At 70.0% G+C, this 21,975-nt stretch carries 15 protein-coding genes and 1 tRNA gene; 6 read left to right on the top strand and 10 right to left on the bottom strand.

What is annotated here, in order from left to right; all coding sequences use genetic code 11:
• Positions 1-260: 260 nt before the first annotated feature.
• Positions 261-1,058, bottom strand: a complete 798-nt coding sequence (locus tag IEY56_RS15500; protein WP_189037760.1) for an SAM-dependent methyltransferase — start codon at positions 1,056-1,058, stop codon at positions 261-263.
• A gap of 245 nt (positions 1,059-1,303) precedes the next feature.
• On the opposite strand from IEY56_RS15500, the gene IEY56_RS15495 reads away from it, so the two are divergent.
• Positions 1,304-2,803, top strand: a complete 1,500-nt coding sequence (locus IEY56_RS15495; RefSeq protein WP_229711920.1) for an MFS transporter — start codon at positions 1,304-1,306, stop codon at positions 2,801-2,803.
• Between the two features lie 26 nt (positions 2,804-2,829).
• Here the strand turns inward: IEY56_RS15495 and IEY56_RS15490 are convergent, their stop codons facing one another.
• Positions 2,830-3,756 (bottom strand): DMT family transporter, encoded by a 927-nt coding sequence (locus IEY56_RS15490; protein WP_189037759.1) that lies wholly within the window; start codon positions 3,754-3,756, stop codon positions 2,830-2,832.
• Positions 3,757-4,090: 334 nt separating this feature from the next.
• Here IEY56_RS15490 and IEY56_RS15485 point away from each other — a divergent pair, with 334 nt between their 5' ends.
• Positions 4,091-4,435, top strand: coding sequence for a hypothetical protein (locus IEY56_RS15485; protein ID WP_189037758.1), 345 nt, complete (start codon positions 4,091-4,093; stop codon positions 4,433-4,435).
• Positions 4,436-4,628: 193 nt separating this feature from the next.
• A complete protein-coding gene (locus IEY56_RS15480; RefSeq protein WP_189037757.1) occupies positions 4,629-7,055 on the top strand; it encodes a SpoIIE family protein phosphatase in 2,427 nt (808 codons plus the stop codon).
• 214 nt (positions 7,056-7,269) lie between these two features.
• Here the strand turns inward: IEY56_RS15480 and IEY56_RS15475 are convergent, their stop codons facing one another.
• Both IEY56_RS15475 and IEY56_RS15470 read right to left on the bottom strand, forming a co-directional pair.
• The gene (locus tag IEY56_RS15475; RefSeq protein ID WP_189037756.1) at positions 7,270-7,785 is read right to left on the bottom strand and encodes an RICIN domain-containing protein; all 516 of its coding nucleotides are present in this window, start codon (positions 7,783-7,785) and stop codon (positions 7,270-7,272) included.
• 820 nt (positions 7,786-8,605) lie between these two features.
• Positions 8,606-8,692 (bottom strand) — tRNA-Leu (locus IEY56_RS15470).
• Positions 8,693-9,119: 427 nt separating this feature from the next.
• Between IEY56_RS15470 and IEY56_RS15465 the strand changes: the two genes are divergently transcribed.
• Positions 9,120-9,908, top strand: a complete 789-nt coding sequence (locus tag IEY56_RS15465; RefSeq protein ID WP_189037755.1) for an ABC transporter ATP-binding protein — start codon at positions 9,120-9,122, stop codon at positions 9,906-9,908.
• Positions 9,909-10,126: 218 nt separating this feature from the next.
• A complete protein-coding gene (locus IEY56_RS15460; protein ID WP_189037754.1) occupies positions 10,127-12,676 on the top strand; it encodes an ABC transporter permease in 2,550 nt (849 codons plus the stop codon).
• A 138-nt stretch (positions 12,677-12,814) separates the two neighbouring features.
• On the opposite strand, the gene IEY56_RS15455 is transcribed toward IEY56_RS15460, so the two are convergent.
• The 4 genes from IEY56_RS15455 to IEY56_RS15440 form a co-directional block, all read right to left on the bottom strand.
• The gene (locus tag IEY56_RS15455) at positions 12,815-14,011 is read right to left on the bottom strand and encodes a Gfo/Idh/MocA family protein (protein ID WP_189037753.1); all 1,197 of its coding nucleotides are present in this window, start codon (positions 14,009-14,011) and stop codon (positions 12,815-12,817) included.
• 67 nt (positions 14,012-14,078) lie between these two features.
• On the bottom strand, positions 14,079-15,467 hold the full coding sequence (locus tag IEY56_RS15450) for an ABC transporter substrate-binding protein (protein ID WP_189037752.1): 1,389 nt from the start codon (positions 15,465-15,467) through the stop codon (positions 14,079-14,081).
• An 11-nt stretch (positions 15,468-15,478) separates the two neighbouring features.
• A complete protein-coding gene (locus IEY56_RS15445) occupies positions 15,479-16,426 on the bottom strand; it encodes a carbohydrate ABC transporter permease (protein WP_189037847.1) in 948 nt (315 codons plus the stop codon).
• Between the two features lie 27 nt (positions 16,427-16,453).
• Positions 16,454-17,359, bottom strand: a complete 906-nt coding sequence (locus tag IEY56_RS15440) for a carbohydrate ABC transporter permease (RefSeq protein WP_189037751.1) — start codon at positions 17,357-17,359, stop codon at positions 16,454-16,456.
• A gap of 322 nt (positions 17,360-17,681) precedes the next feature.
• On the opposite strand from IEY56_RS15440, the gene IEY56_RS15435 reads away from it, so the two are divergent.
• Complete coding sequence (locus IEY56_RS15435; RefSeq protein WP_229711919.1) at positions 17,682-18,800, top strand: ROK family transcriptional regulator; 1,119 nt, start codon at positions 17,682-17,684, stop codon at positions 18,798-18,800.
• A gap of 55 nt (positions 18,801-18,855) precedes the next feature.
• Here IEY56_RS15435 and IEY56_RS15430 read toward each other — a convergent pair whose 3' ends face one another.
• Positions 18,856-20,175, bottom strand: a complete 1,320-nt coding sequence (locus IEY56_RS15430; RefSeq protein WP_189037749.1) for an SAM-dependent methyltransferase — start codon at positions 20,173-20,175, stop codon at positions 18,856-18,858.
• A gap of 232 nt (positions 20,176-20,407) precedes the next feature.
• Positions 20,408-21,826 (bottom strand): NAD(P)/FAD-dependent oxidoreductase, encoded by a 1,419-nt coding sequence (locus IEY56_RS15425; RefSeq protein ID WP_189037748.1) that lies wholly within the window; start codon positions 21,824-21,826, stop codon positions 20,408-20,410.
• Positions 21,827-21,975: the final 149 nt, after the last annotated feature.

Here is a 21,975-nt window from a genome sequence, read left to right as displayed (position 1 = left end):
GGGCTGATCACGGCGGCCGGGCGGGTACGGGCGGGAGCGGCCCGCCTGCCGACGGCTGTACGTGCGCGTCCCGGCCGTGGACTTCCGATGTGCGCACACAGGAGAGCACCCGTGCGCGCGTGCGGACAAGATGTACGTAGCAACTGTCTGCCGCCGCCTTCACCGGGGCGGTGCGTCAGCTCGCCCTCCCCCCGGGGGCGCACCGGAACCCGGCGGTCACCCGGCGTCCGGCAGCACGCCCCTGCCGCGCGCCCCGCGCGTCAGGGCTTCCGCGCGACCCCCGCCAGGATCAGGGCCTTGCTGTCGGGAAGCCCGGGGTCCTCCGTCTCAGGACGCCATCGGGTGACGGGGACGAGGCCGGGCTCCACCATCTCGAGGCCGTCGAAGAGCGAGAGGATCGTGCCGTACGGGCGGGCCTGCCCGTCGGAGACCTTGGACCGGTAGTACTCGGCGGCCCGCTCGGACACCTCCGCCTCCTCCGCGTCCTCCGTGCCGTGGGAGATCACCAGGTAGCTGCCGGGCGCCAGCGGCTCCAGCAGCCGCCGCACGATGTCCGTCGCGGTGCCGTCGTCGGCGATGAAGTGCAGCAGCGCGACGAGCGACAGGGCGACCGGCTGCTCCAGGTCGAGGGTCTCGCGCACTTCGGGGGAGGTGAGGATCGCCTGCGGATCGGTCACGTCGGCGTGGAGGTAGGCGGTGCGGCCTTCCGGTCTCGACCGCAGCAGGGCCTGCGCGTACTGCAGCACGATCGGGTCGTTGTCGGCGTAGACGACCCTGGAGTCCGGGGCGGACTGCTGCGCGATCTGGTGGAGGTTCGGCTCCGTGGGGATGCCGGTGCCGATGTCGAGGAACTGCCTGATGCCCGCCTCCCCGGCCAGGAAGCGTGTCGCCCTGTGCATGAACGCCCTGTTGGCCGCGATGAGCGCGCGCACACCGGGCCACATCTCCTCGAACCGCCTGCCCGCTTCGGCGTCGACCTCGTAGTTGTTCTTGCCCCCGAGCCAGTAGTCGTAGACCCGCGCCGAATGGGGCTTGCTGGTGTCGATCTCCGGATTCACGTCGTCCCCTCATGACCCTGCCCCGTCCCCGGCTGGATCCGGAGTCGCTCCCCGGCAGGGTCTGGCCAGAGTTTAGGCGGAAGCAGTCCGCAGTTGTCCGGCTTTCGCCCGACCCCTCTCCGCTTCCCCCGCACCCCCCGACCGGCGGCGACCGGCCGGCGCCGCGCTGGGTACCCGCACGCGCGGCCACGGCACGCGCGGCGCACGGAGAAGCGAGGACTCGGTGACTGAGGCAGGACCCGGACGTGTCTGACGTATCCCGGCGGGAGAACACGCGCCGCTGGAAAGCGCTGGCCGTCTGCCTGGTCGCGGGCTTCATGGCGCTGCTCGACGTCTCGATCGTGAACGTGGCCCTGCCGTCCATCAAGGAGGGGCTGCACACGAGCGAGTCCGAACTGCAGTGGGTGCTCTCCGGTTACGCGCTGTCTTTCGGGCTGTGCCTCGTCCCCGCGGGACGGCTGGGAGACGCGCGGGGACGCCGCAGGGTCTTCATGGCCGGGCTGGCCCTATTCACCCTGGCGTCCGTGGGCTGCGGCGCCGCCCGTACGAGCATGTGGCTGATCGTGGCCCGTCTCGTGCAGGGCCTGGGCGGCGGGCTGATCTCCCCGCAGATCTCGGCGCTGATCCAGCAGATGTTCAGGGGCCAGGAACGCGGCAGGGCCTTCGGGATGTTCGGCACCGTCGTCGGCGTCTCCACCGCGGTCGGACCGCTGCTCGGCGGGCTGCTGATCCACTGGGCGGGAGCGAGCGAGGGCTGGCGGTGGGTCTTCTACGTGAACCTGCCGCTCGGGATCGTCTGCCTCGTCCTGGCGCGGCGCCTGCTGCCGGACACGCCCTCCGCCGGCACCCGGCGCACCCAGAGCCTCGATCCGCTCGGCGTCGCCCTGCTCGGCGCGGCGGTGGTGGCGGTGCTGCTCCCCTTCGTGCAGTCGCAGCAGTGGCGCGGCGACGCGAAGTGGCTGCTGCTCGTCGTCGCGGCAGCCCTGACGGCGGTCTTCGTCGCATGGGAGTCGCACTGTTCACGCAGGACCACGGTGCCGCTCGTCGACCTGACGCTCTTCCGCATCCGCTCCTACTGGCTGGGCTGCCTGCTCATCCTCTTCCACTTCGCCGGATTCACCTCGATCTTCTTCGTCACCACGCTCTACCTGCAGAGCGGCCTGGACTACACGGCGCTGGAGGCGGGCGCCGCCATCACGCCCTTCGCCCTCGGCTCGGGAGCGTCGGCGGGGCTGGGCGGCAGGCACGTCCTGCGCTTCGGCAGACCGCTGGTCGCCTGGGGTCTCGCGCTCACGGCCGTCGGCCTCGCCGGTGCCGTCGTCACCGCACACGCGGTGCCGGGCCGCGAGACGGGCTGGTACCTGACGGTGCCTCTGCTGGTCGCCGGCGTCGGGTCGGGGCTCGTCATCTCCCCGAACCAGACGCTGACGCTCTCGCAGGTCCCGGTGGCGCGCGGCGGCAGTGCGGGCGGCGTGCTGCAGACCGGGCAGCGCATCGGGGCGGCCGTCGGCATCGCGGGAGTGGGGTCCATCTTCTTCAGCAGGCTCGACGCGGGCGGCGGCCGCCCCGGCTCCTGGCCGGACGCGTACCAGCACGGGCTGGTCCTGTCCGTCGGCTTCGTCCTCGTCGCGCTGGCCGCCGCACTCGCCGACGTGTGGACGGAACGCCGCGAGAAACACCGGGAGAACGGACGCGCTGGAGACCGGCCGAAGCGTCCCGGCGTGCTGCGGCGGCTGCCCCGCTGACGGTCGGGGGCAGCCCTCGGGGCTCGTCAGTTGCGCTGCTGCGGCTGCCCGCTGTCGTCCGCGGCCGGCTCGTCCTCGGACCCTCCCCCGCCGCTGGAGCCCGAGGGCATCGCCGGGTGGCGCCCGAGCAGGAAGATCGCCGAGACGGCCGCCCCCAGGCCGACGATCTCCCCGGTCAGCGCCAGCGGCGTGACCCGCACGGTGTCGCCGAGGAAGCCGATGCTGCACGCGATCCCGGAGAGCGGGTTGGCCGCCGTCAGCGCCGGCAGCGACTGGCGCAGCGGCCCCGCCTCGAAGGCGCTCTGCACCAGGACGAGCCCCACGACCGCCGAGGTGACGATCGTGTAGGGCTGCCACGTGGTGATCAGCCCGCCGATGCCCGACTCCTCCAGGACCGTGCTCGCGTCCCGCGTCAGCGCGTCCTGCAGCCCGTAGAGCACTCCCGCGCCGGCCGCCAGCCAGGGCGGCTCCTCCGCCAGCCGCAGGTGGCGGGCGATCATCACCATCAGCAGGGCGACCGCGAGCACTGCCCCGATGACCAGCCAGCGGCGCAGGGGTCCGATCTGCGCGTCGTCGTTGCCCTGCGGCGAGCCGGCCGCCACGAACACGGCCACGCCGCCGCTGAGCATCACCACACCCGCCCAGCCGGTGCGGCCGAGCCTCTGACCGCTGATACGCCTGGCCAGCACCATGGCGAACACCAGGTTCGTCGCCAGCAGCGGAGCGACCCGGGAGACGTCGCCCAGAGAGAGCGCGAGCGCGCTGAGCAGCTGCCCTACGACCATGAAAGCGATGCCCAGCAGCCACCGCGGGACCTTCATCAGGTCCAGCAGCAGCCGGAACGAGAGGATGTCGCCGAGCGGGGCGCGGGCGGCTGCGTCCTGCTGCAGCACGAACCCCACTCCCAGAAAGCAGGACGCCGCCAGGCCGTACACGTAGACCAGGATCGGCATGCCACTCCACGGCGCTCGGGCGGGGCCCGCGCAGCTGCCCCGGCAGTTCGTCCGGTTTCGCCTCAGCATCTCCCACCTGTGACGCCGGGAGGCGTTCACGAGGCCGCGACACAGGCGATTGACCTCCGTGCCGCCGTCCCCGCTGCTCCACAACGGGTGCACGCGGGACAGGTTCACCGGCCGGGGCGCGCCGTCCGTCCGGGCCGGGGCCACGGCCGCGACGATCCGTCAACTGCCGGGCGGGTGGCCGGAAAGGCGGTGCTCGCAGGACGTGCGTCGGCCCCATTCCGCGTCCCGGCACACGCCCCGCCCCGCACTGCCTAGCGTGGACGGCATGAGCCTGATGACCGAGGGAGAGGCACCGGGGCCCGTCCGGTTCTACCTGGCCTGCGACGACATCGGTTGTCCCGCGCGCGCGGTGTTCGACCTCGTGATCGACGATCCGCCGCCCCCGATCGAGGAGGACCTCTTCGCCCACGTCCTGCACAGCAGCACGCGAGCGGCGCCCTACATCGAGCGGCAAGGCTGGACCTTCACCCGCGGCATCGGCTACTGGTGCCCCGATTGCTCCACCCCCCGCTCCCGGCGGACGGCTCCGCCGAAACCCGCGCGGCGGTCCTCCGTAAGGCGCCGGCGGCGCGACCCGAAGGGACCGCAGGGCCCACAGGGGCCTCAGTGACCGGTCGGCACAGGCCCTGACGCCGCGCTCCGCGGGACGGGTGGGCCAAGGGAGGGGTGAGCCGCGTCCGCCCCGGTTTCCCGGCCCCGCGGCCCTCCGCTCCCCTCCAGGACGCCGCCCGCGTCCGCTGCGGTTGTGTCCGGTCCCGTCTGGATCGACCCTGTAAGAAACGAATGCGGGCTGGATTGGTGCCATGAACGCGTGGAGCGAGGCCGAGAGCATCGACTTCCGTGGGCCACTCGACGTCACGAGTGCCGCCACGGCGCTGCTCGACAGCGACAACATGGTCATCGGGTGGAGCGAAGCCGCCGAAGAGCTCTTCGGTTACGAGCCGCACGAGATCCTGGGCCGCCGGGTGGACACGCTGATGGTGGGCCGCTCGACCCACGAACACGCGCTGATCGAACTGCTCGACCGGTCCGTCGGCCCCACCTGCCGCAACGAGGCCCGCATCGCCCGCCACCGCGACGGCCACCAGATCGAGGTGGCCACGACGATCTGCTCCTTCTCCGGCCAGGACGGCTCACCGCAGATCATGGCCGCCGTGCCGCTGGAGCCGCTGCGCTCCTGGGAGGCGCACCAGGCCATGCTCCGCGGCCTGGCGACGCAGTCCCCCATCGGCCTCGGCATCTACGACACGGAGCTCAGGCTGACCTGGGCCAACGCCAAGTACGAGAGCGAGATCGACCGGAAGTTCAGCGAGTACGCCGGGAAGCGCGTCGACGAGCTGTACAACGGCGGCGAGGTGCTCACCGAGGGGTATCCCCGCGCCCTCGAGGACGTCATGCGCGGGGTGATCGAGACCGGCGAGCCCGTCTTCGGCCTCCTCTACCAGGCGCGCCCGCCGGCCGACCCCGAGCACGAACACGTCTGGTCCTGCGCGTACTACCAGCTGCGCGATCCCGACGGCCACGTGCTCGGCGTCTGCGAGGACGCACTCGACATCACGGAGCGCTACCGCGCGCAGCAGCGGCTCGCGCTCACCGTGCGGGCGGGCGTCCGCATCGGCACGACGCTCGACATGATCACAACGGCCCGCGAGATCGCCGAAGTCGTCATCCCGGCGTTCGCCGACAGCGTCACCGTCGACCTGGTCGAGGGCGTCCTGGAGGGCGAGGAGCCCCGGCCGCAGGGAGAGTCGCCCTCCCTCGTGCGCGTCGTGGAACGCGTCGGCAGCCCGTACTCGGACGCCGACGGTGAGGACGCCCCGACCGGGGGCCCCTTCCGCGTCGCCTACGAGCCCGGTTCCCCGCAGCAGGCCGCGCTCTCCTCCCGTAAGGCCGTGATCATCGACCGGCGGAGCGAGTCGGCACACCCGGAGAGGAACGGCATGCACTCCACACTGGCCGTACCGCTGCGCGCGAGGGGCACGACCATGGGGCTCGTCACCTTCCAGCGCGACGAGAGTTCGGCCCCGTTCGACCACGACGAGATGTCGCTCTCCAACGAGCTGGCGACGCGTACCGCACTGTCGATCGACAACGCCCGCCGCTACACGCGCGAGCGGGCCTCGGCGCTCACGCTGCAGCGGAACCTGCTGCCCCGGGGCCTTCCCGAACAGTCCGCCGTCGAGGTCGCCCACCGCTACCTTCCGGCCGACATCGGCCTCGGCGTCGGCGGTGACTGGTTCGACGTCATCGCTCTCTCCGGTACGCGTGTGGGCCTCGTCGTCGGCGACGTCGTGGGGCACGGCATGAACGCCGCCGCCACCATGGGCCGGCTGCGCACCACTGTCCGTGCGCTCGCACGGCTGGACCTCTCCCCCGACGAGCTCCTCTCCCGCATGGACGACCTCGTCCTGCAGGGGGTGGAGGAGCAGGAAGCAGGCGCCGGGCCGGGGGCCGACGAGGGGCTCGGTGTCGCCTGCCTGTACGCCGTGTACGACCCGGTGTCCCGCGTGTGCACCGCGGCCCGCGCGGGCCACCCGCCCGCCGCCGTCGTCGATCCCGACGGGACGTTCGACCTGCTGGAGATCCCGCCGGGCCCGCCGCTCGGCGTGGGCGGCCTGCCGTTCGAGTCGATGGAGATCTCCCTGCCGGAGGGCAGTCTCCTCGCCCTGTTCACCGGGGGGCTGGTGCAGGACCGCGACCGCGACATGGACACGGGCGTCGCGAAGCTCAAGGACGTCCTCTCCGACCGGGCGAGCACCCTGGAGGAGCTGTGCGACCGGGCTCTCGCCGAGCTCCAGCCCAACGGGCCCGCCACCGACGACGCGGCCCTGCTGCTGGCCCGTACGCACGAACTGGGCGCGGACCAGGTCATCGGCTGGGAGCTGGAGGCGGAACCCAGCGCGGTCTCGCGCGCCCGCACGCTCGCGCTGGATCAGCTGGCCGAATGGGGCCTGGACGAACTGGCGTTCACGACCGAACTCGTCGTCAGCGAACTCGTCACCAACGCCGTCCGGCACGCCTCCGGTCCGGTCTACCTCCGGCTCATCCGGGACCGCAGCCTGCACTGCGAGGTGTCCGACAAGGGGCACACCTCGCCGAACCTGCGGCACAGCGCCACCGACGACGAGGGTGGGCGCGGGCTGTTCATCGTCGCGCAGATCGTCCAGCGCTGGGGCACCCGCTACACGGCGTCCGGCAAGACGATCTGGACGGAACAGGCCCTCCCCTGAGGGACGGCCGCTCACTGTCCGGTCTCCCCGGGCTTGCGACCCGGTCGGCGAGCCCGGCTGCTTCGCCCCGATCCCCGAACAGTCGGAGAGGGTCCGTCAGTTTGCTGACGGACCCTCATGCTGGGGTTGGTTCAGCGACGTTCCAGCGCTGCCTGACGGGCCACCACGGGCCCAGGCACTACGTCACTACGCCGAACCCTTCCCTCGATCGGCCTCAGAAGAGGGGAGTGACGCTCCAGCGCTGCTTGGCGGTGTTCTGGTCCTCCTCCAGGACGACCCTGGTGAGTTCCCTGTTGGCGAAGGGCGTCAGCACGCCACCCGTGGAGACCGAAGTGATCTTGTAGGTCTCGAGCCCCACACCCCTCAGCCGCCACTGGAATTCGGGGGTGTAGCTGCACGTCCACTGCTCCACGCGGGTCTCACTGCCGAACCTGACCGGCCTGAGGCACTTGTCGGTCTTCGCATTGCGAATGATGCGGGAACCGTTGCCGACGGACTCGAAAGTCCACTGGTTGCCCTCGCCGGTGTACCGCGCCCTCCCGGTCCAGATCTGAATTCCGTCGCGGTCACTCGTGCCGTAATAGTACGGCGTCAGGTTGCCGCTGGTCTGGTAGTTGACGATGCGGTGCCGGGGGCCTTCGGCGGCAGTTGCGGAGCCTGCCGTCAACCCGCCGAGCAGGGCCGTGAGCAGGCCCAGGACGAGAAGAAGCCGGTTGGCTGAGCTCTTCACGAAGTCATGCCTCGTTTCTGTGCTGAATGAGGTGATGGACTGCACGGCGCCTTTGAGAAAAACGGCGCGGTGCACCAGGAGAATATGGAACTTCCAGCCCCTCAACAGCAGTTCACAACCTCTTTCATTCGATCAGGTATCAACGGCCATTCAAAACCGACACGTTGTGATGAAGGCTCCGGTGCGGCCCTGCAAATCAAGGGAATGCCCGCATTCGAACTCGGGCCTCCGCTTGCGGCACGGGGATTCGGAGCAGGTACCTGCCGCGCTGCCCCTGGCAGTGCCGCCCATGGAGCGAGCCGGCCGACAGCGAGTGCTATGTGCCGCGGTTCGACGGCCTCCGGGACCACCAGGAGGGCCACGACGACCCCGGCAGCGTCCGTGTGGCCGGTCCCTCATCAGCGCGATGAGACGCGCTCGCTCGGCCTGGAGGACGCCCCGGCCGGACGGACCGGGACGCGCCGTCCAGGCGGTGACCGAGCCGGAGGGCGGCGAACACGGTGGTGGTACGTGAGGGGTGCGCAGGACAGCGCCAACGGACGGGGCCGACTTGGCCCTTGGCCGCGGTGAGAGAGGTGATGGCCTCGGCCGCGGTGAGGGAGGTGGCGGCCGGCCGGGCCCGCCGCGTCGACGGCCCTGTTGAACACCCTGGCCGATGTCTCGTCGTCGACCGTCCCGGACTGCCCCCGGGCCGCTGCGGAGACCGCCGTCGCGCCGGCTCTCCCGCTGCCGGCGAAGCGTGTGGCACAGAACAACCGCGCGTTCACACGGTGTTCCCGCCCCAACAGGGACAGTCCGCGCAGGTCGGAGAGGTGATTGGTGGTGCCCGGAGCCGGACTTGAACCGGCACGGCCCTTGAGGGCCAACGAGGTTTAAGCTCGTCGTGTCTACATTCCACCATCCGGGCACCGGCTCCAGGTCCGGCCGTCCGCTACGCAGAGCGCGCCGGTCCTACCCCAGGGTGCAGGGAGAGCCTATCCAGCGTCACGCCCTCAACTACGGGGCGCTGGCCCGATGTTGTCTTATTTTATGGGCAACTGACGAGCCGTCAGTACCGCGCCCCCCATTTCGGGGCCTCCCGGGGAGCCCTTCGCATGCTCGGGAAATGACGGAAAGTCGCCGTCCGGACACTGGAATTCACCTTCCGCCACTTGAGCCGCCGCACCCGAAGCGGCCGTCAGGGAGAGCGTCATACCCAGGGATGACGGCCCGGGCGGGCAGTACCCCGCAAGGCTGGGCCGGAAAGGGGCACGGGGGCTGATCCGCAGGCAGGGGCCGCACGGAAGGATGAAGGTGTCCCGATCCGCCATACCTTCCGACAGGAGCACAGTCCCGTGACCACCACCTACACAGGCGTCGACGCGACCGCACCCGCGCCCGCCGGCGTCGCCGCCGCGCGCGCCACAGATCTCACCAAGGTCTACGGACAGGGGGAGACCAAGGTGGTCGCCCTGGACCATGTTTCGGTCGAATTCCGGAAGGCCGAATTCACCGCCATCATGGGGCCGTCGGGCTCCGGCAAATCGACGCTGATGCACTGCATGGCCGGGCTGGACACCGTCTCCGGCGGCAGCGCCCTCATCGGCGGCACTGACCTGACCAAGCTCAAGGACAAGAAGCTCACGCAGCTGCGCCGCGACCGGATCGGCTTCATCTTCCAGGCGTACAACCTGCTGCCGACGCTCAACGCCCTGGAGAACATCACCCTCCCCCTGGACATCGCCGGCCAGAAGCCCGACAAGGCGTGGCTGGACCGCGTCATCGAGACCGTCGGTCTCTCCGGGCGCCTCAAGCACCGTCCGAGCGAGCTCTCCGGCGGCCAGCAGCAGCGCGTCGCGGTGGCCCGCGCCCTCGCGAGCAGGCCGGAGATCATCTTCGGTGACGAGCCGACCGGCAACCTCGACTCCCGTTCCGGCGCGGAAGTCCTGGGCTTCCTGCGCAACTCGGTACGCGAACTTGGCCAGACGATCGTCATGGTCACCCACGACCCCGTCGCCGCCTCCTACGCGGACCGTGTCATCTTCCTCGCCGACGGCCGCATCGTCGACGACATGTTCGGGCCGACGGCCGAGTCCGTCCTCGAGCGGATGAAGAGCCTCGACTCGAGGGTACGGACGAGCTGACCGGCCGGATCTGACGGGACGGCTCTCGGGCGGTCCGCAGACGGCGGGCCGTCCGCGCCGAGGCATCCCGTCCCGCGAACCCGCCACCAGGACAGTCCACTTGGCAGGGCACGCCACGCGACGGGGCGCGCCCTCGAGACGGCCTGCCCGCACACACCCACCGACACCTGTCCGCGTCCACGACCCGGACGGGCACCTCTCACTTCCAGGACTCACCGATGCTCCGTACCGCCTTGCGCAACGTCTTCGCGCACAAGGCCCGGCTGCTGATGACCGTGCTCGCCGTGCTGCTCGGCGTGGCCTTCGTCTCCGGCACTCTGGTCTTCACCTCGACCATCTCCGACGCCTACCAGAAGAGTTCCGAGAAGGGCTTCAGCAACGTCGACCTCGCCCTCGAGCCCTCCGGCGGCAAGGAGTCGGGCAGGGGAGCGCCCGGCAAGCAGACCCGCCTCTCCCAGGCGACGCTGGACAAGGCGCGCGACCTGCCCGGCGCCTCCACCGTGACCGGCTCCGTCTCCGGGTTCGCCGCGCTGGCCGGCAAGGACGGCAAGCTCGTCGGCGAGGGCTGGCAGTCCACGGGCGCCAACTACTACGCCGGCCCCGGCGAGAAGGGCAAGGACGCCCGCTACCCCATGAGCGAGGGCCGGGCGCCGCAGCGCGGCGGTGAGATCGCCCTCGACCAGAAGACCGCTGAGCGCACCGGCTACAAGGTGGGCGACACCGCGCGCCTGTCCATCGACGGCCCCGTCCGCAAGGACCGCGTCGTGGGCGTCTTCACCACCGACGACGGCAACGTGGCGGCGGGCGGCACACTCGTCCTCTTCGACACCTCCACCGCCCAGCGTCTCTTCTCCGCACCCGGCCAGTACGACCAGGTGACGCTCGAAGCCGCCGCCGGCACGTCGCAGGCGGAGCTGAAGTCGCAGGCGCAGAAGATCCTTCCCGACGGCGCCGAGGCCGTCACCGGGAAGAAGCTCGCCTCCGAGCAGTCGAAGGCGATCGAGAAGAGCATGAGCGGCATGCAGACCGGCATGCTGGTCTTCGCCGGGATCTCGCTGTTCGTCGGCATCTTCATCATCGCCAACACCTTCACGATGCTCGTCACCCAGCGCACCAAGGAGCTGGCTCTGCTGCGGGCGGTCGGTGCGAGCCGGCGGCAGGTGACCCGCTCCGTCCTCATCGAGGCGCTCGTGGTGGGGACCGTCGCGGCCGTCGCGGGTCTCGCGGCAGGCGTCGGGATCGGGGCGGCGCTGCGTTCGCTGATGGGCGAGATCGGCGCAACGGTCCCCGACGGGCCGCTCGTCGTGGACAGTTCGGCCGTCGTCACGTCGCTCGTCACCGGCATCGTGGTCACCGTGCTCGCGGCGTGGCTGCCGGCCCGGCGTGCCGCGAAGATCCCGCCGGTGGCGGCCATGAGCAGCGTCCACGCCACCGCCACCGTGCGTTCCCTCGTCGTGCGCAACTCGATCGGGGCGCTCTTCGCAGCCGCGGGCACGGCACTCGTGCTGTACGCGGCGACGCTCGACAGCGCCGGCGAGGGCGACCTGCCCATGGGGCTCGGCGCCGCCGTGCTGCTGATCGGCATGTTCGTGCTGACGCCTCTGCTCTCGCGTCCCGTCATCGCTGCGGCCGCTCCCCTGATGCGCGTCTTCGGGGTCTCGGGGAAGCTGGCCCGCCAGAACTCGGTGCGCAACCCGCGCCGTACGGCCGCGACCGCCTCGGCGCTGATGATCGGCCTGACCCTCATCACGGGCATGACCGTGATCGCGGGCAGCGTGCAGGAAGCCATCGACAAGATGGCGACCCAGTCGTTCAAGGCCGACTACACCATCAGCATGGCCAACTTCACGCCGCTCGCACCGCAGGTGGAGAAGAAGCTGGAGCGGGACGGCCAGATCACGGCGTCGAGCCCGATGCGCAACTCCCCTGCCCGCGTGGGCAAGGAAGTCGAGTACATGACCGGCGTGAACGGCGAGACCATCGGTGAGCTCACCGATCTCGACTTCACCTCCGGCAGCTTCGACGGCCTCACCGGCGACAAGGTCGTCGTCGACAAGAAGACGGCCGACAGCAGGAAGTGGAAGGTCGGCTCGGCCTTCCCGGTGGTCTACGAGGACGGCAAGAAGGGGACGCTGACCGTCTCTGGCGTCTACAAGGGCAACGAGATGCTGCAGGGCATGCTGCTGGACACCGGCACTCTCGATCCGCACATGGAACGCATCACGAGCATGCAGGTGATGGTCAAGACGGCGGACGGCGCGAGCGAGTCGGCCAAGTCCTCGCTGGAGAAGGCTCTCGGCAACAACCCGGCGATCCTCGTCCAGGACAGGGAGGATCTCTCCGAGTCCATCGCCGAGATCTTCACGCTGATGCTCAACATGCTCTACGGGCTGCTGGCGATGGCCGTGATCGTGGCGGTCCTAGGAGTCGTGAACACCCTGGCCATGTCCGTCTTCGAACGCTCGCAGGAGATCGGCATGCTGCGGGCCATCGGACTCGAACGCCGGGGCGTCAAGCGGATGGTGCGGCTGGAGTCGCTGGTGATCTCCCTCTTCGGCGGGGTGCTGGGAATCGGTCTGGGCGTCTTCTTCGGCTGGTCGGCCGGCGAGCTGATCGCGTCCTCGCTTCCGCAGTACTCGCTGGTGGTGCCGTGGGAGAGGATCGGCCTCTTCCTGGCGCTGGCGGCCGCCGTGGGCATGCTGGCGGCGCTGTGGCCGGCGCGACGTGCGGCGAAGCTGAACATGCTCGCCGCCATCAAGAGCGAGTGAGACGCGAAGACTGAGGCGCACTCCGCCTCAGCGGCGGGCAGTGGCCCGGCCCCCGGTAGACGGACGGGGACCGGGCCACTGCCGTACGCGCACCGGTTCCGGCCGGGGCGGCTGTGCGCCGCCCCGGCCGGCGGCGCTTCAGCGCGGCGGGTCCCCGAAGTCCGGCACCGCCAGCCGCTCGCCGTCCCTGCGCGCCGAGTCGTGGGCGACGATGCCCGGCACGGTGTAGCGGGCGGCGACCCAGGCGTTCACCGAAGGCAGCGTGCCCTCGTTGACGGAGTTGACGAAGTCGTCGACGAGGAAGTGGTGCGAGCCCTCGTGTCCGTTGGGCGCGTGCGCGAACTCGCGGGGCAGGCGCGAGCAGTCGTGGACGGGGGCCGTGCCGGAGATGAAGGCGTCCCGCAGCGCAGGCGCGACGTTCTTCAGGGACGGGTCGTCGGCCGCGAGCGTCGGCACCGCCTGGAGGTGTTCGGACACGTCCTGCACACCCGTCTTGTCCTGCCAGAAGCTGACGGTCGCCAGCTGCTCGAAGCTGGCCTCCGTGCCGAAGAAGCGGAAACGGGACTCGCGGATGTGGGAGGGGTAGCCGACCCTCCGGAACTCGTTCGTACGGAACGAGCCGCCGCCGGCCACCTCGAAGAGGGCGGTGGCGTTGGAGAAGTCGTTGCCGAACTGGCTGATCCCGCGGTCGAACACGCCGTCCCCGCGGTCGTCGGGGACCCCGACGGCGCTGACGCTGGTGGCGTACGTCTGCCACGCGCCGAGGATCCCGCCGATGGAGTGCGTGGGGTAGAGCAGCGGCGGGTAGCTGGCCGTCTCCTTCCACCGCTCCCCGCCGCTGTACCTGTACGCGTCGTAGAAGCCGAGATCCATGTCGTGGACGTAGTCGCCCTCGGCGTAGAAGAGGCGCCCGAAGCCCTCGGCGGCGATCTTCTCGCGGGCGTAGACGGTGGCGGGGTTGTAGTGGCTCGTCTCGCCCATCATGTACGTCAGGCCGGTCTCCTTGACCGCCTCGATGATGGCCTCGGTCTCCTCCAGGGAGACGGCCATAGGCACCGCCGAGTAGACGTGCTTCCCGGCGCGCAGCGCCTGCACCACGAGCGGCCCGTGCGTCCAGCGCTGGGTGAAGAGGGCGACTGCGTCCACGTCGCTGGCGAGGAGCTCCTCGTACGAGGCCACGCTGCCCGCCAGGCCCAGCTGCTTCACGAGTCCGTCCGCACGCTCGGGAAGCAGGTCGGTGACGTATATGTCACCTACACCGGGGTGCAGTTGGAAGAGTTTGGCGAACGAGCCGGCGAACTGTCCGGCGCCGACGATTCCGATGGAGAAGGGCACGGTGAAGCCTTTCCTGTGCGTGCCGTCATGGGATGACCAGCGAGGTGGTGCCAGTTGTCGTGCTGGCTCAATCGTCTTGCTGGAAGAGGAAGTTGACCTGCTTGTTCGTGGTCGTGAGGGAACTGGCCGGTGAGTCCCCCGCGTAGACCTCCTGCATGGCCGGGAGCATGATCGCGTTGATGTCCGCGGCGTGGTCCGTCACGGGGAACGAGAAGGTGGTCCCGTCCTCGATGTGGCGGGTGAACGGCGTGACGTCCAGCCCGTTCTTGCGGTGAGCGGCGACGGCCTTCTCCGTGCCCTCGGGGGTCGCGGGGAAGACGGTCGCGTCCTTGCCCACGATGTTCTGGCATTCGGCGGAGGCGAGGAAGGCGACCCATTTCGCCGCGCCCTTCTTGTTCTTCGCTCCCTTCGGTATGGAGTCGGCGAGACCGCCCATCATCGACGCGCGCTCGCCAGTCGGCCCCTTGGGCGTCGGCGCGATGCCCAGGTCGACGCCCTTGAGGCCGGAGAACGCGCTGAGCTTCCAGGAGCCCTCCGTGGCCATCGCCGCCTTCCCCGAACCGACCTGTACTTCCGGGAAGTTGGTCTGGGAGTAGTCCTCCAGCGGGGCCATGTAGCCCTTCTCGGCGAGACCGAAATACCAGTCGATGGTCTCCTGGAAGCGCTTCTGGTCGTAGTTGTAGCGCTCGCCCCACGGGTTCTTGTCCGTGTACTTCCAGCCGTTCGAGCCGGTGAAGGCGCTCCACTGCGACTGGCCGTGGTTGTCCCCGCCGGCGTCGTTGGTGGCCAGGCCGTAACGCACGACGTTGTCCTTATCGAAGCCCCGCTCGTCGCCGCGCTTGCCGTTCGCGTCGATGGTCAGCCGGGCGAGGACCTTCTCGAAGCTGCCGCCGTCCTCGGGGTTCCAGGCCATGTCGCGCAGTTCGGCGTCGCTGACGCCCGCCTCCCTGGTGACCTTCTTGTCGTAGAAGAGGCCGACGGTGTCCCAGTCCTTCGGGGCGCCGTAGCGGTGGCCGTCCCGCCCCGTCCAGGGCTTGGCGAGGCCCGGCTCGTAGTCCGACGCCTTGATCCCGCGGGTGGGGCCGAGTTCGTCCAGCGGGCTGAGCACGCCGATCTTCTCGTACTGCGGGTAGTGGGCCACGTGGTTGGTGAAGACGTCCGGTTCGGTGCCCGCGATGAAGCTCGACGTCAGCTTCGTCCAGTACGAATCCCACCCGATCTGGGTGATCTTCACGCGGAGTCCCGGGTTCTTCTTGTGGAACGCCTTGGCGCACTTCTCGTACGCCGGCTGCTGGGCCGCGTCCCACATCCAGTACGAGACGGTCTTCCCGTCCCCGGCGGAGCCGGCCTGCGGTGCGCAGCCGGCGGCGGAGACGGCGAGGGCGAGGGCCGCGAAGGAGGCCGCGCAGGCCCTGGCGGACGTGCGGCGCTGGTTGCCGCGTTGTGCGGTGCTCATCCCACTCTCCTTCACTTGATGCCGCTGAAGCCGATGGAGTTGACGATGCGCTTCGCCAGCAGGGCGAACAGCACGACCATGGGCAGCGCGGCCACGAACGTGGCGGCCATCAGCCCGGCCCAGTCGGTGCCCGTCTGCGGGGTCTGCGCCCGGAAGATGCTCAGCGCGACGGTGAGCACCCGCGAACTGCCGCTGTAGGAGACCATCAGCGGCCAGAAGTACTCGTTCCACGCGGTGATGTAGGTGAGGATGCTCAGCGTCGCGATGGGCGCCGTGGACATCGGCAGCACCAGCTGGAAGAAGACGCGGACCCGCCCCGCTCCGTCGATGAGAGCGGCCTCCTCCACCTCGTGGGATATCCCGAGGAAGAACTGGCGCAGGAAGAAGACGGCGAACGGCATCGTCATGAACACCATCGGCATCGTGATGCCGAACAGGCTGTCCACCAGGCCGGCTTCCTTGATCAGGACGAAGTTCGGCAGCAGCGTGAAGACCGCCGGGATCATCAGGCCGCCCAGCAGGAACCCGAAGGCGGCGTCCCGTCCGCGCCAGCGCAGCCGTGCGAACGCGTAGGCCGCCATGGAGGCGAAGAGCATCTGGCAGACGGTGACGAGCGTGGCGACGAGCACCGAATTGGCGAGGTACCGCCAGAAGTCGAGCGAGCCGCCCGCGCCTCCCTCCGCGAGCGCCTCCTCCGTGCTCTGCAGGCCGAACACCCGCAGGAAGCCGCCGAAGCTGAAGTCCACCGGAAGCGGGGAGGCCGGGGCCTGCGCGAGCGCGGTGTTGGTGGAGAGGGCCGTCCTCAGCATCCAGTAGAACGGGAAGAGCGTGAGCAGGGTGATCACGCCCATCGCCACCCAGGCGAGCACACGCCCCCACGACAGGGGCCGCCGCTCGCGCCTTCCGCCGTCCGGCTTCTCGCGGGCCTCGGGCCCGCCGCCGGTCTCCGCGTGCGTCATCGTTGCCGTCACTGCAGACCTTCCTTCTCAGCCGAGGTCCGACCGGCCGGCGCGCATGAGGCGGTACTGCATGACCGTGATGACGGTCAGTACGAGCATCAGCGCGACGGAGATGGCGGAGGCGTAACCGAACTGCAGGCGGTCGAATGCGAGGTCGTAGACGTACAGCTGCAGGACGTTGGTGGCGTTGGCGGGCTTGCCGTCGGTGGTGACGGAGACCGTGTCGAAGACCTGGAAGGAGCCGACGACGGTGATGATCAGGACCAGTGACAGGACCGGCCGCAGCAGCGGCACCGTGATGGAACGGAACATCCGCCACTCGCTCGCACCGTCGACGCGGCCCGCCTCGTAGACCGTCGGGGATATGGACTGCAGGCCCGCGAAGATCAGCAGCGCCGTGTAGCCCACGTGCCGCCACACGTTCACCAGGGCGATCGTCGGTATCGCCCACGAGGCGTCACCGAAGAAGGCGATCCTGTCGAAGCCGAGCCATTCGATGACCTCGTTGCCCACACCGAGCTGCGTGTCGAGGATCCACAGCCACACGATTCCGGCGACGACGTTCGAGACCAGATACGGCGCGAGGACGATTCCCCGCACGACGGTCGAGCGCGTCAGCCGGTGCATGAGGACGGCTATCAGCAGCGCGGCGACCGTCTGCACGCCGATATTGATCATCACGTACTGCAGCGTCACGCCCAGCGAGTCCCAGAAGACCGGGTCGTTGACCAGCCGCCTGTAGTTGTCGAGGCCGGTCCACTTCTCCTCGCTCAGCAGGTCGAAGCTGGTGAAGCTGAGGTAGACACCGCGCAGCGTCGGCCACACGAGGAAGACCAGATAGCCGAGCATCGCCGGGGCGACGAAGGCGAGGGCGACCCGGGTGTCGCCCCTTCTGCGGTTCGGTGCCGCGCTCGCCGACTTGATGACGGCCATCGGCAGACCCCCTCCTCCGCGTCGTCTCCGGCTTCCGCGTTCGTCGCCGGATCCGGCACTCCGGGGCGAGCGCCGACCGGATTACTTCTACGTGGAAGTTATAGGGCTGTCAAGGGATCGCACAGCACCTGATTTCCTCGGCTTTTGCCGTGGCTCCGCGACTCCTCCAGGGGGCTATAGTTTCAGATGGAAGTTACACGCTCCCGGCATAAGCTGAGGAGCCACCCATGAAGTGCCGTAGTGGAGGCCGCGGTTGACCAGCCCGAGCAATGCCAGCAATCCAGCGCCGAGCTGGAGACCCCTGTCGCCCACCGAGCGCGCGGTGGCGATCGAGGTGCTCACCAACGGGCCGAGCTCGCGCAGCGAGATCGCCCGTCGCCTCGGCATGTCCGGAGGCAGCCTCACCCGTCTCGCCAAGCCGCTGATCGATTCGGGGCTGCTGCTGGAGGTGCACCAGCCCCCGCAGGGCCTGACGGTCACTCTGGGGCAGGGGCGCCCCGGCCGGCCGCTCGACATCGTCACCGACCCCTGGCACTTCGTCGGCCTCAAGATCACCGGCGACACCGTTTACGGCGTCGTCACCACCCTGAAGAGCACAGTCGTGCGCCGCGAGGACCGGGTGCTGGAGTCGCACGAGCCCGAGGCGGTGGCGGACGCGGCTCACTCGATAGTGCGGTCCTTCTCCGAAGACTTCCCGCAGCTCGCCGGCATCGGCGTCGGAATCGGCGGCTCGGTGCGGGACCGCTCCGTCGCCGTCGACGCCCCGTGGCTGCACTGGCAGGACGTGCCCTTCGCCGATCTGCTGCGGGACCGCACGGGGCTCCCGGTGGTCCTGGAGAACGACGTAGCCGCCCTGGTCGAGGCGGAGACGTGGTTCGGCGCGGGCCGGGGATACGACCGCTTCGCCGTACTGACCATCGGCGCCGGCGTGGCCTACAGCCTCGTCATAGGCGGCGAGCCCATCCGCCCCTCGGACAACTACACGGGCACCGCTGAACGCTGGATCCTCGACCCGAACGGGCCGCTGACGCCCTACGGGGAACGCGGCAGCGCCACGTCGCTGCTCACCGTCCAGAGCATCGAGTACCAGGTACGGGCGGCGACCGGCCGGTGGGTCGGCTACGAGGAGATCCTCGAGGCCGCCGGAGACGGCGAACCGGCGGCCGCCCGCGTCGTCGACGAGGCAGCGCGGGGGCTGGGCTTCCTCATCGCCCAGATCGCGAACTTCGCCATGCCGGAGAAGATCCTGCTCGCGGGAGAGGGCGTCGGGCTGATGGACGTGGCGGGCGAGAAGGTCCACGAGTCCCTCGCGGCGAACCGCAATCCGCTGGCGGACCCGGTGAACCTGGAGACGAAGGTGTCCGACTTCCACGACTGGGCCCGCGGCGCCGCGGTTCTCGCCATCCAGGTGCTGGTCCTCGGCGGGGCCGCCGAGGACTGAACGCGGGACCGCCGCACGGCCCGTGGCCGTGCGGCGGACGAACGGCGCGGGAGTGTCAGCCGCCGAGCCACTCCCTCGTCCGCAGCGGAAGCCCCGACTCCCCGCTGACGGGTGTCCTCACCGCGAGGATCTGGTTGACGCCGATCCGGTTGCGCTCGAAGGCGAGCGCGCTCGCCGCCATGTACAGCCGCCAGACCCTGGCCCGCCCGGGCGAAGTGAGCGCTGCGGCACGGGCGAAGGCCCCCTCCAGGTTGTCGACCCAGGCCCGCAGCGTCAGGGCGTAGTGCTCCCGCAGCGACTCCACGTCCCGCACCTCGAAGCCCGCTTCCTCGAGCGCGCCGGCCGTGCGGGCGAGCGGCGCCAACTCGCCGTCCGGGAAGACGTACGCCTCGATGAAGTCGTCCACCTGGTAGGCCGATTCATCGCGCATCGGGCGCCGCGCGATCTGGTGGTTGAGCAGTCTCCCTCCGGACTTCAGCAGCGAGTACAGCCCGCTCGCGTACTCCAGGTAGCGCTCCCTGCCGACGTGTTCGGCCATGCCGATGGAGGCGATGGCCTCGTAGGGGCCGTCGGCGACGTCGCGGTAGTCCTGCACCCGGATCTCCACCCGGTCGGCCAGGCCCTCCTCCGCCACGCGTTTGCGTGCGTACGTCGCCTGCTCGTGCGAGAGCGTGATGCCGACGGCGCTCACGCCGTATTCGCGCGCCGCGTGCAGCACCAGCGAGCCCCACCCGCAGCCGACGTCGAGTAGCCGGCTGCCGGGGGTGAGCGCCAGCTTGCGGCAGACGAGGTCGAGTTTGGCGTGCTGAGCCTCTTCCAACGAAGGCGTGCGCCCTTCGTTGCCCGGCTCCCAGTAGGCGCACGAGTAGACCATGCTCGGGCCGAGCACCAGCTCGTAGAAGTCATTGCCCACGTCGTAGTGGTGCCTGACGGCCTGGCGGTCGCGCCCCGGCGTGTGCCGCACTCCGAAACGCCGCCGCCTCTCCTCACGGGGCGGCGCGGGAGGGGGCAGCGGACCGCCGAGGGACAGCAGTTCACGCACGGCCACCCGCACGTCCGGGTCGCGGACGAGCGCCGTCACGCGCTGCCGCGCGTGGCTGTCTTCGCTCTTCTCCCAGATCAGCGGGGCCAGTTGGGCGAGCAGGCCGTACAGGTCGCCGTCGACGTCGAGTTCACCGGCGACCCAGGCCCGGGCGAGGCCCAGCTCACCGGGGGACCACAGGACGCGGCGCAGCGCCCGGCGATGGCGGATACGCAGTGCGGGGGCGCCGGGCGGCCCGGCCTCACTGCCGTCCCAGGCCCTGATGCGGACCGGAAGCGGTTCCTCAAGCAGTCTCTCGGCGAGCGCGGCGAGCCGCGGCGCGACGTCGGTCAATGCACACACCTCCAGGACGGAAGGGGGCGAATCTCCCTTATGCAACCTGATTGTCGTGCAAAATATGCCGAACCACACTCAGTTGGGGACTATTCGTCACAGCAGCCGCGACCGTCCGCAACCCCGTCCGCACCCCGAACACGGCGCACCCCGAACACGGCGAAGGGGGCGCCCGCCCCACGGATGGCGGACGCCCCCTTCGCGGGGCTCTCGTATCTCTGTCTTACAGCCGTCAGGAGGCCCTGGCCTCTTCCCGCCGCTGCGCGCGGTCCTCCTTGACCTGGGTCTTGCGCTCGGCCTCCGCCACTTCGCCGGCGGCCCTGGAGACGGGCGACGCCGCCTCGTAGAACTCCTCTCGCGGGTGCTCCATGGCCCCCAGCGAGACGACCTCCCGCTTGAGGAACATCGCCAGCGTCCAGTCGGCGACGACACGGATCTTGCGGTTCCAGGTCGGCACGGCCAGACCGTGGTAGCCGCGGTGCATATACCAGGCGAGCCGGCCCTTGAGCTTGATCCGGGTCCTGCCCAGGACGATCATCGCGACGCCCTTGTGCAGACCGAGGCCGGCGACTGCGCCCTTGTTGGCGTGCTTGTAGTCGCGCTGCGGGAAGCTGCGCAGCCGGGAGATGACGTTGTCGCCCAGCACCTTGGCCTGGCGGAGCGCGTGCTGCGCGTTGGGCGGGCAGTACGCCTGCTCCTTGCCGGCCGCCAGGTCGGGGACCTGCGCGTTGTCGCCGGCGGCCCAGACGTGGTCCGTGCCGCGGACCTGCATCGTGGCGTCGACGTCGACGTGGCCCTTGGGGCCGAGCGGCAGACCGAACCGGGCCAGCGCCGGGTTGGGCTTGACGCCGGCCGTCCACACGATGGTGCTCGACTCGACGTCGAGGCCGTTCTTCAGCAGGACGCGGCCACCCACGCAGGACTCCAGCGAGGTGCTGAGGTAGACCTCCACGCCGCGGCTCTTGAGGTGCTCCAGACCCCACTCGCCCAGCTTCGGGCCGACCTCCGGCAGGATGCCGGGCGCCGCGTCGACCAGGATGAACCGCATGTCCTCGCGCCGGACGTTCGGGTAGTACTTCGCGGCGTCGCGGGCCATGTCCTCGACCTCGCCGACGGTCTCGGCACCCGCGAAGCCGCCTCCGACGAAGACGAAGGTCAGCGCGCGGCGCCGGACGTCCTCGTCGTTGGTCGAGTCGGCCTTGTCCAGCTGCTCGAGCACGTGGTTGCGCAGGCCGATGGCCTCCTCCACGCCCTTCATACCGATGCCGTTCTCGGCCAGGCCGGGGATCGGGAAGGTGCGGGAGACGGCTCCCATGGCGATGACCAGGTAGTCGAAGGGGAGGTCGTACGCCTCGCCGACCAGCGGGGCGATCGTGGCGACCTTGCGGTCCTGGTCGATGGTGGTGACGCGGCCGGTGAGGACCTCGGCCTTCGGCAGCACACGTCGCAGCGGCACCACGACGTGGCGCGGCGAGATGCTGCCGGCAGCGGCTTCGGGGAGGAAGGGCTGGTACGTCATGTACGAGCGCGGGTCGACGACAGTGACCGTCGCCTCGCCGTAGCGCATCTTCTTCAGGATGCGGCGCGCCGCGTACAAGCCGACGTACCCGCCGCCCACTACGAGGATTCGGGGACGCTCCGTGGTGCTCATGTCTCCGAGTATCCACCCGGCACCCGGGGGGACCTCGTGAGGGGCTTCACAAGCACCCTCCGAGGTGGTGCTACACTGCGCCGCCACGCATCGGAAGCCGTCCGGCCCGCCACGGGCCCGTTGCACGCCCGGAGCCCCCGCACACCCCT

It is taken from the genome of Streptomyces daqingensis, assembly GCF_014645895.1.
Lineage (GTDB): Bacteria > Actinomycetota > Actinomycetes > Streptomycetales > Streptomycetaceae > Streptomyces > Streptomyces daqingensis.
This window is presented reverse-complemented; position numbering and strand designations above follow the sequence as displayed.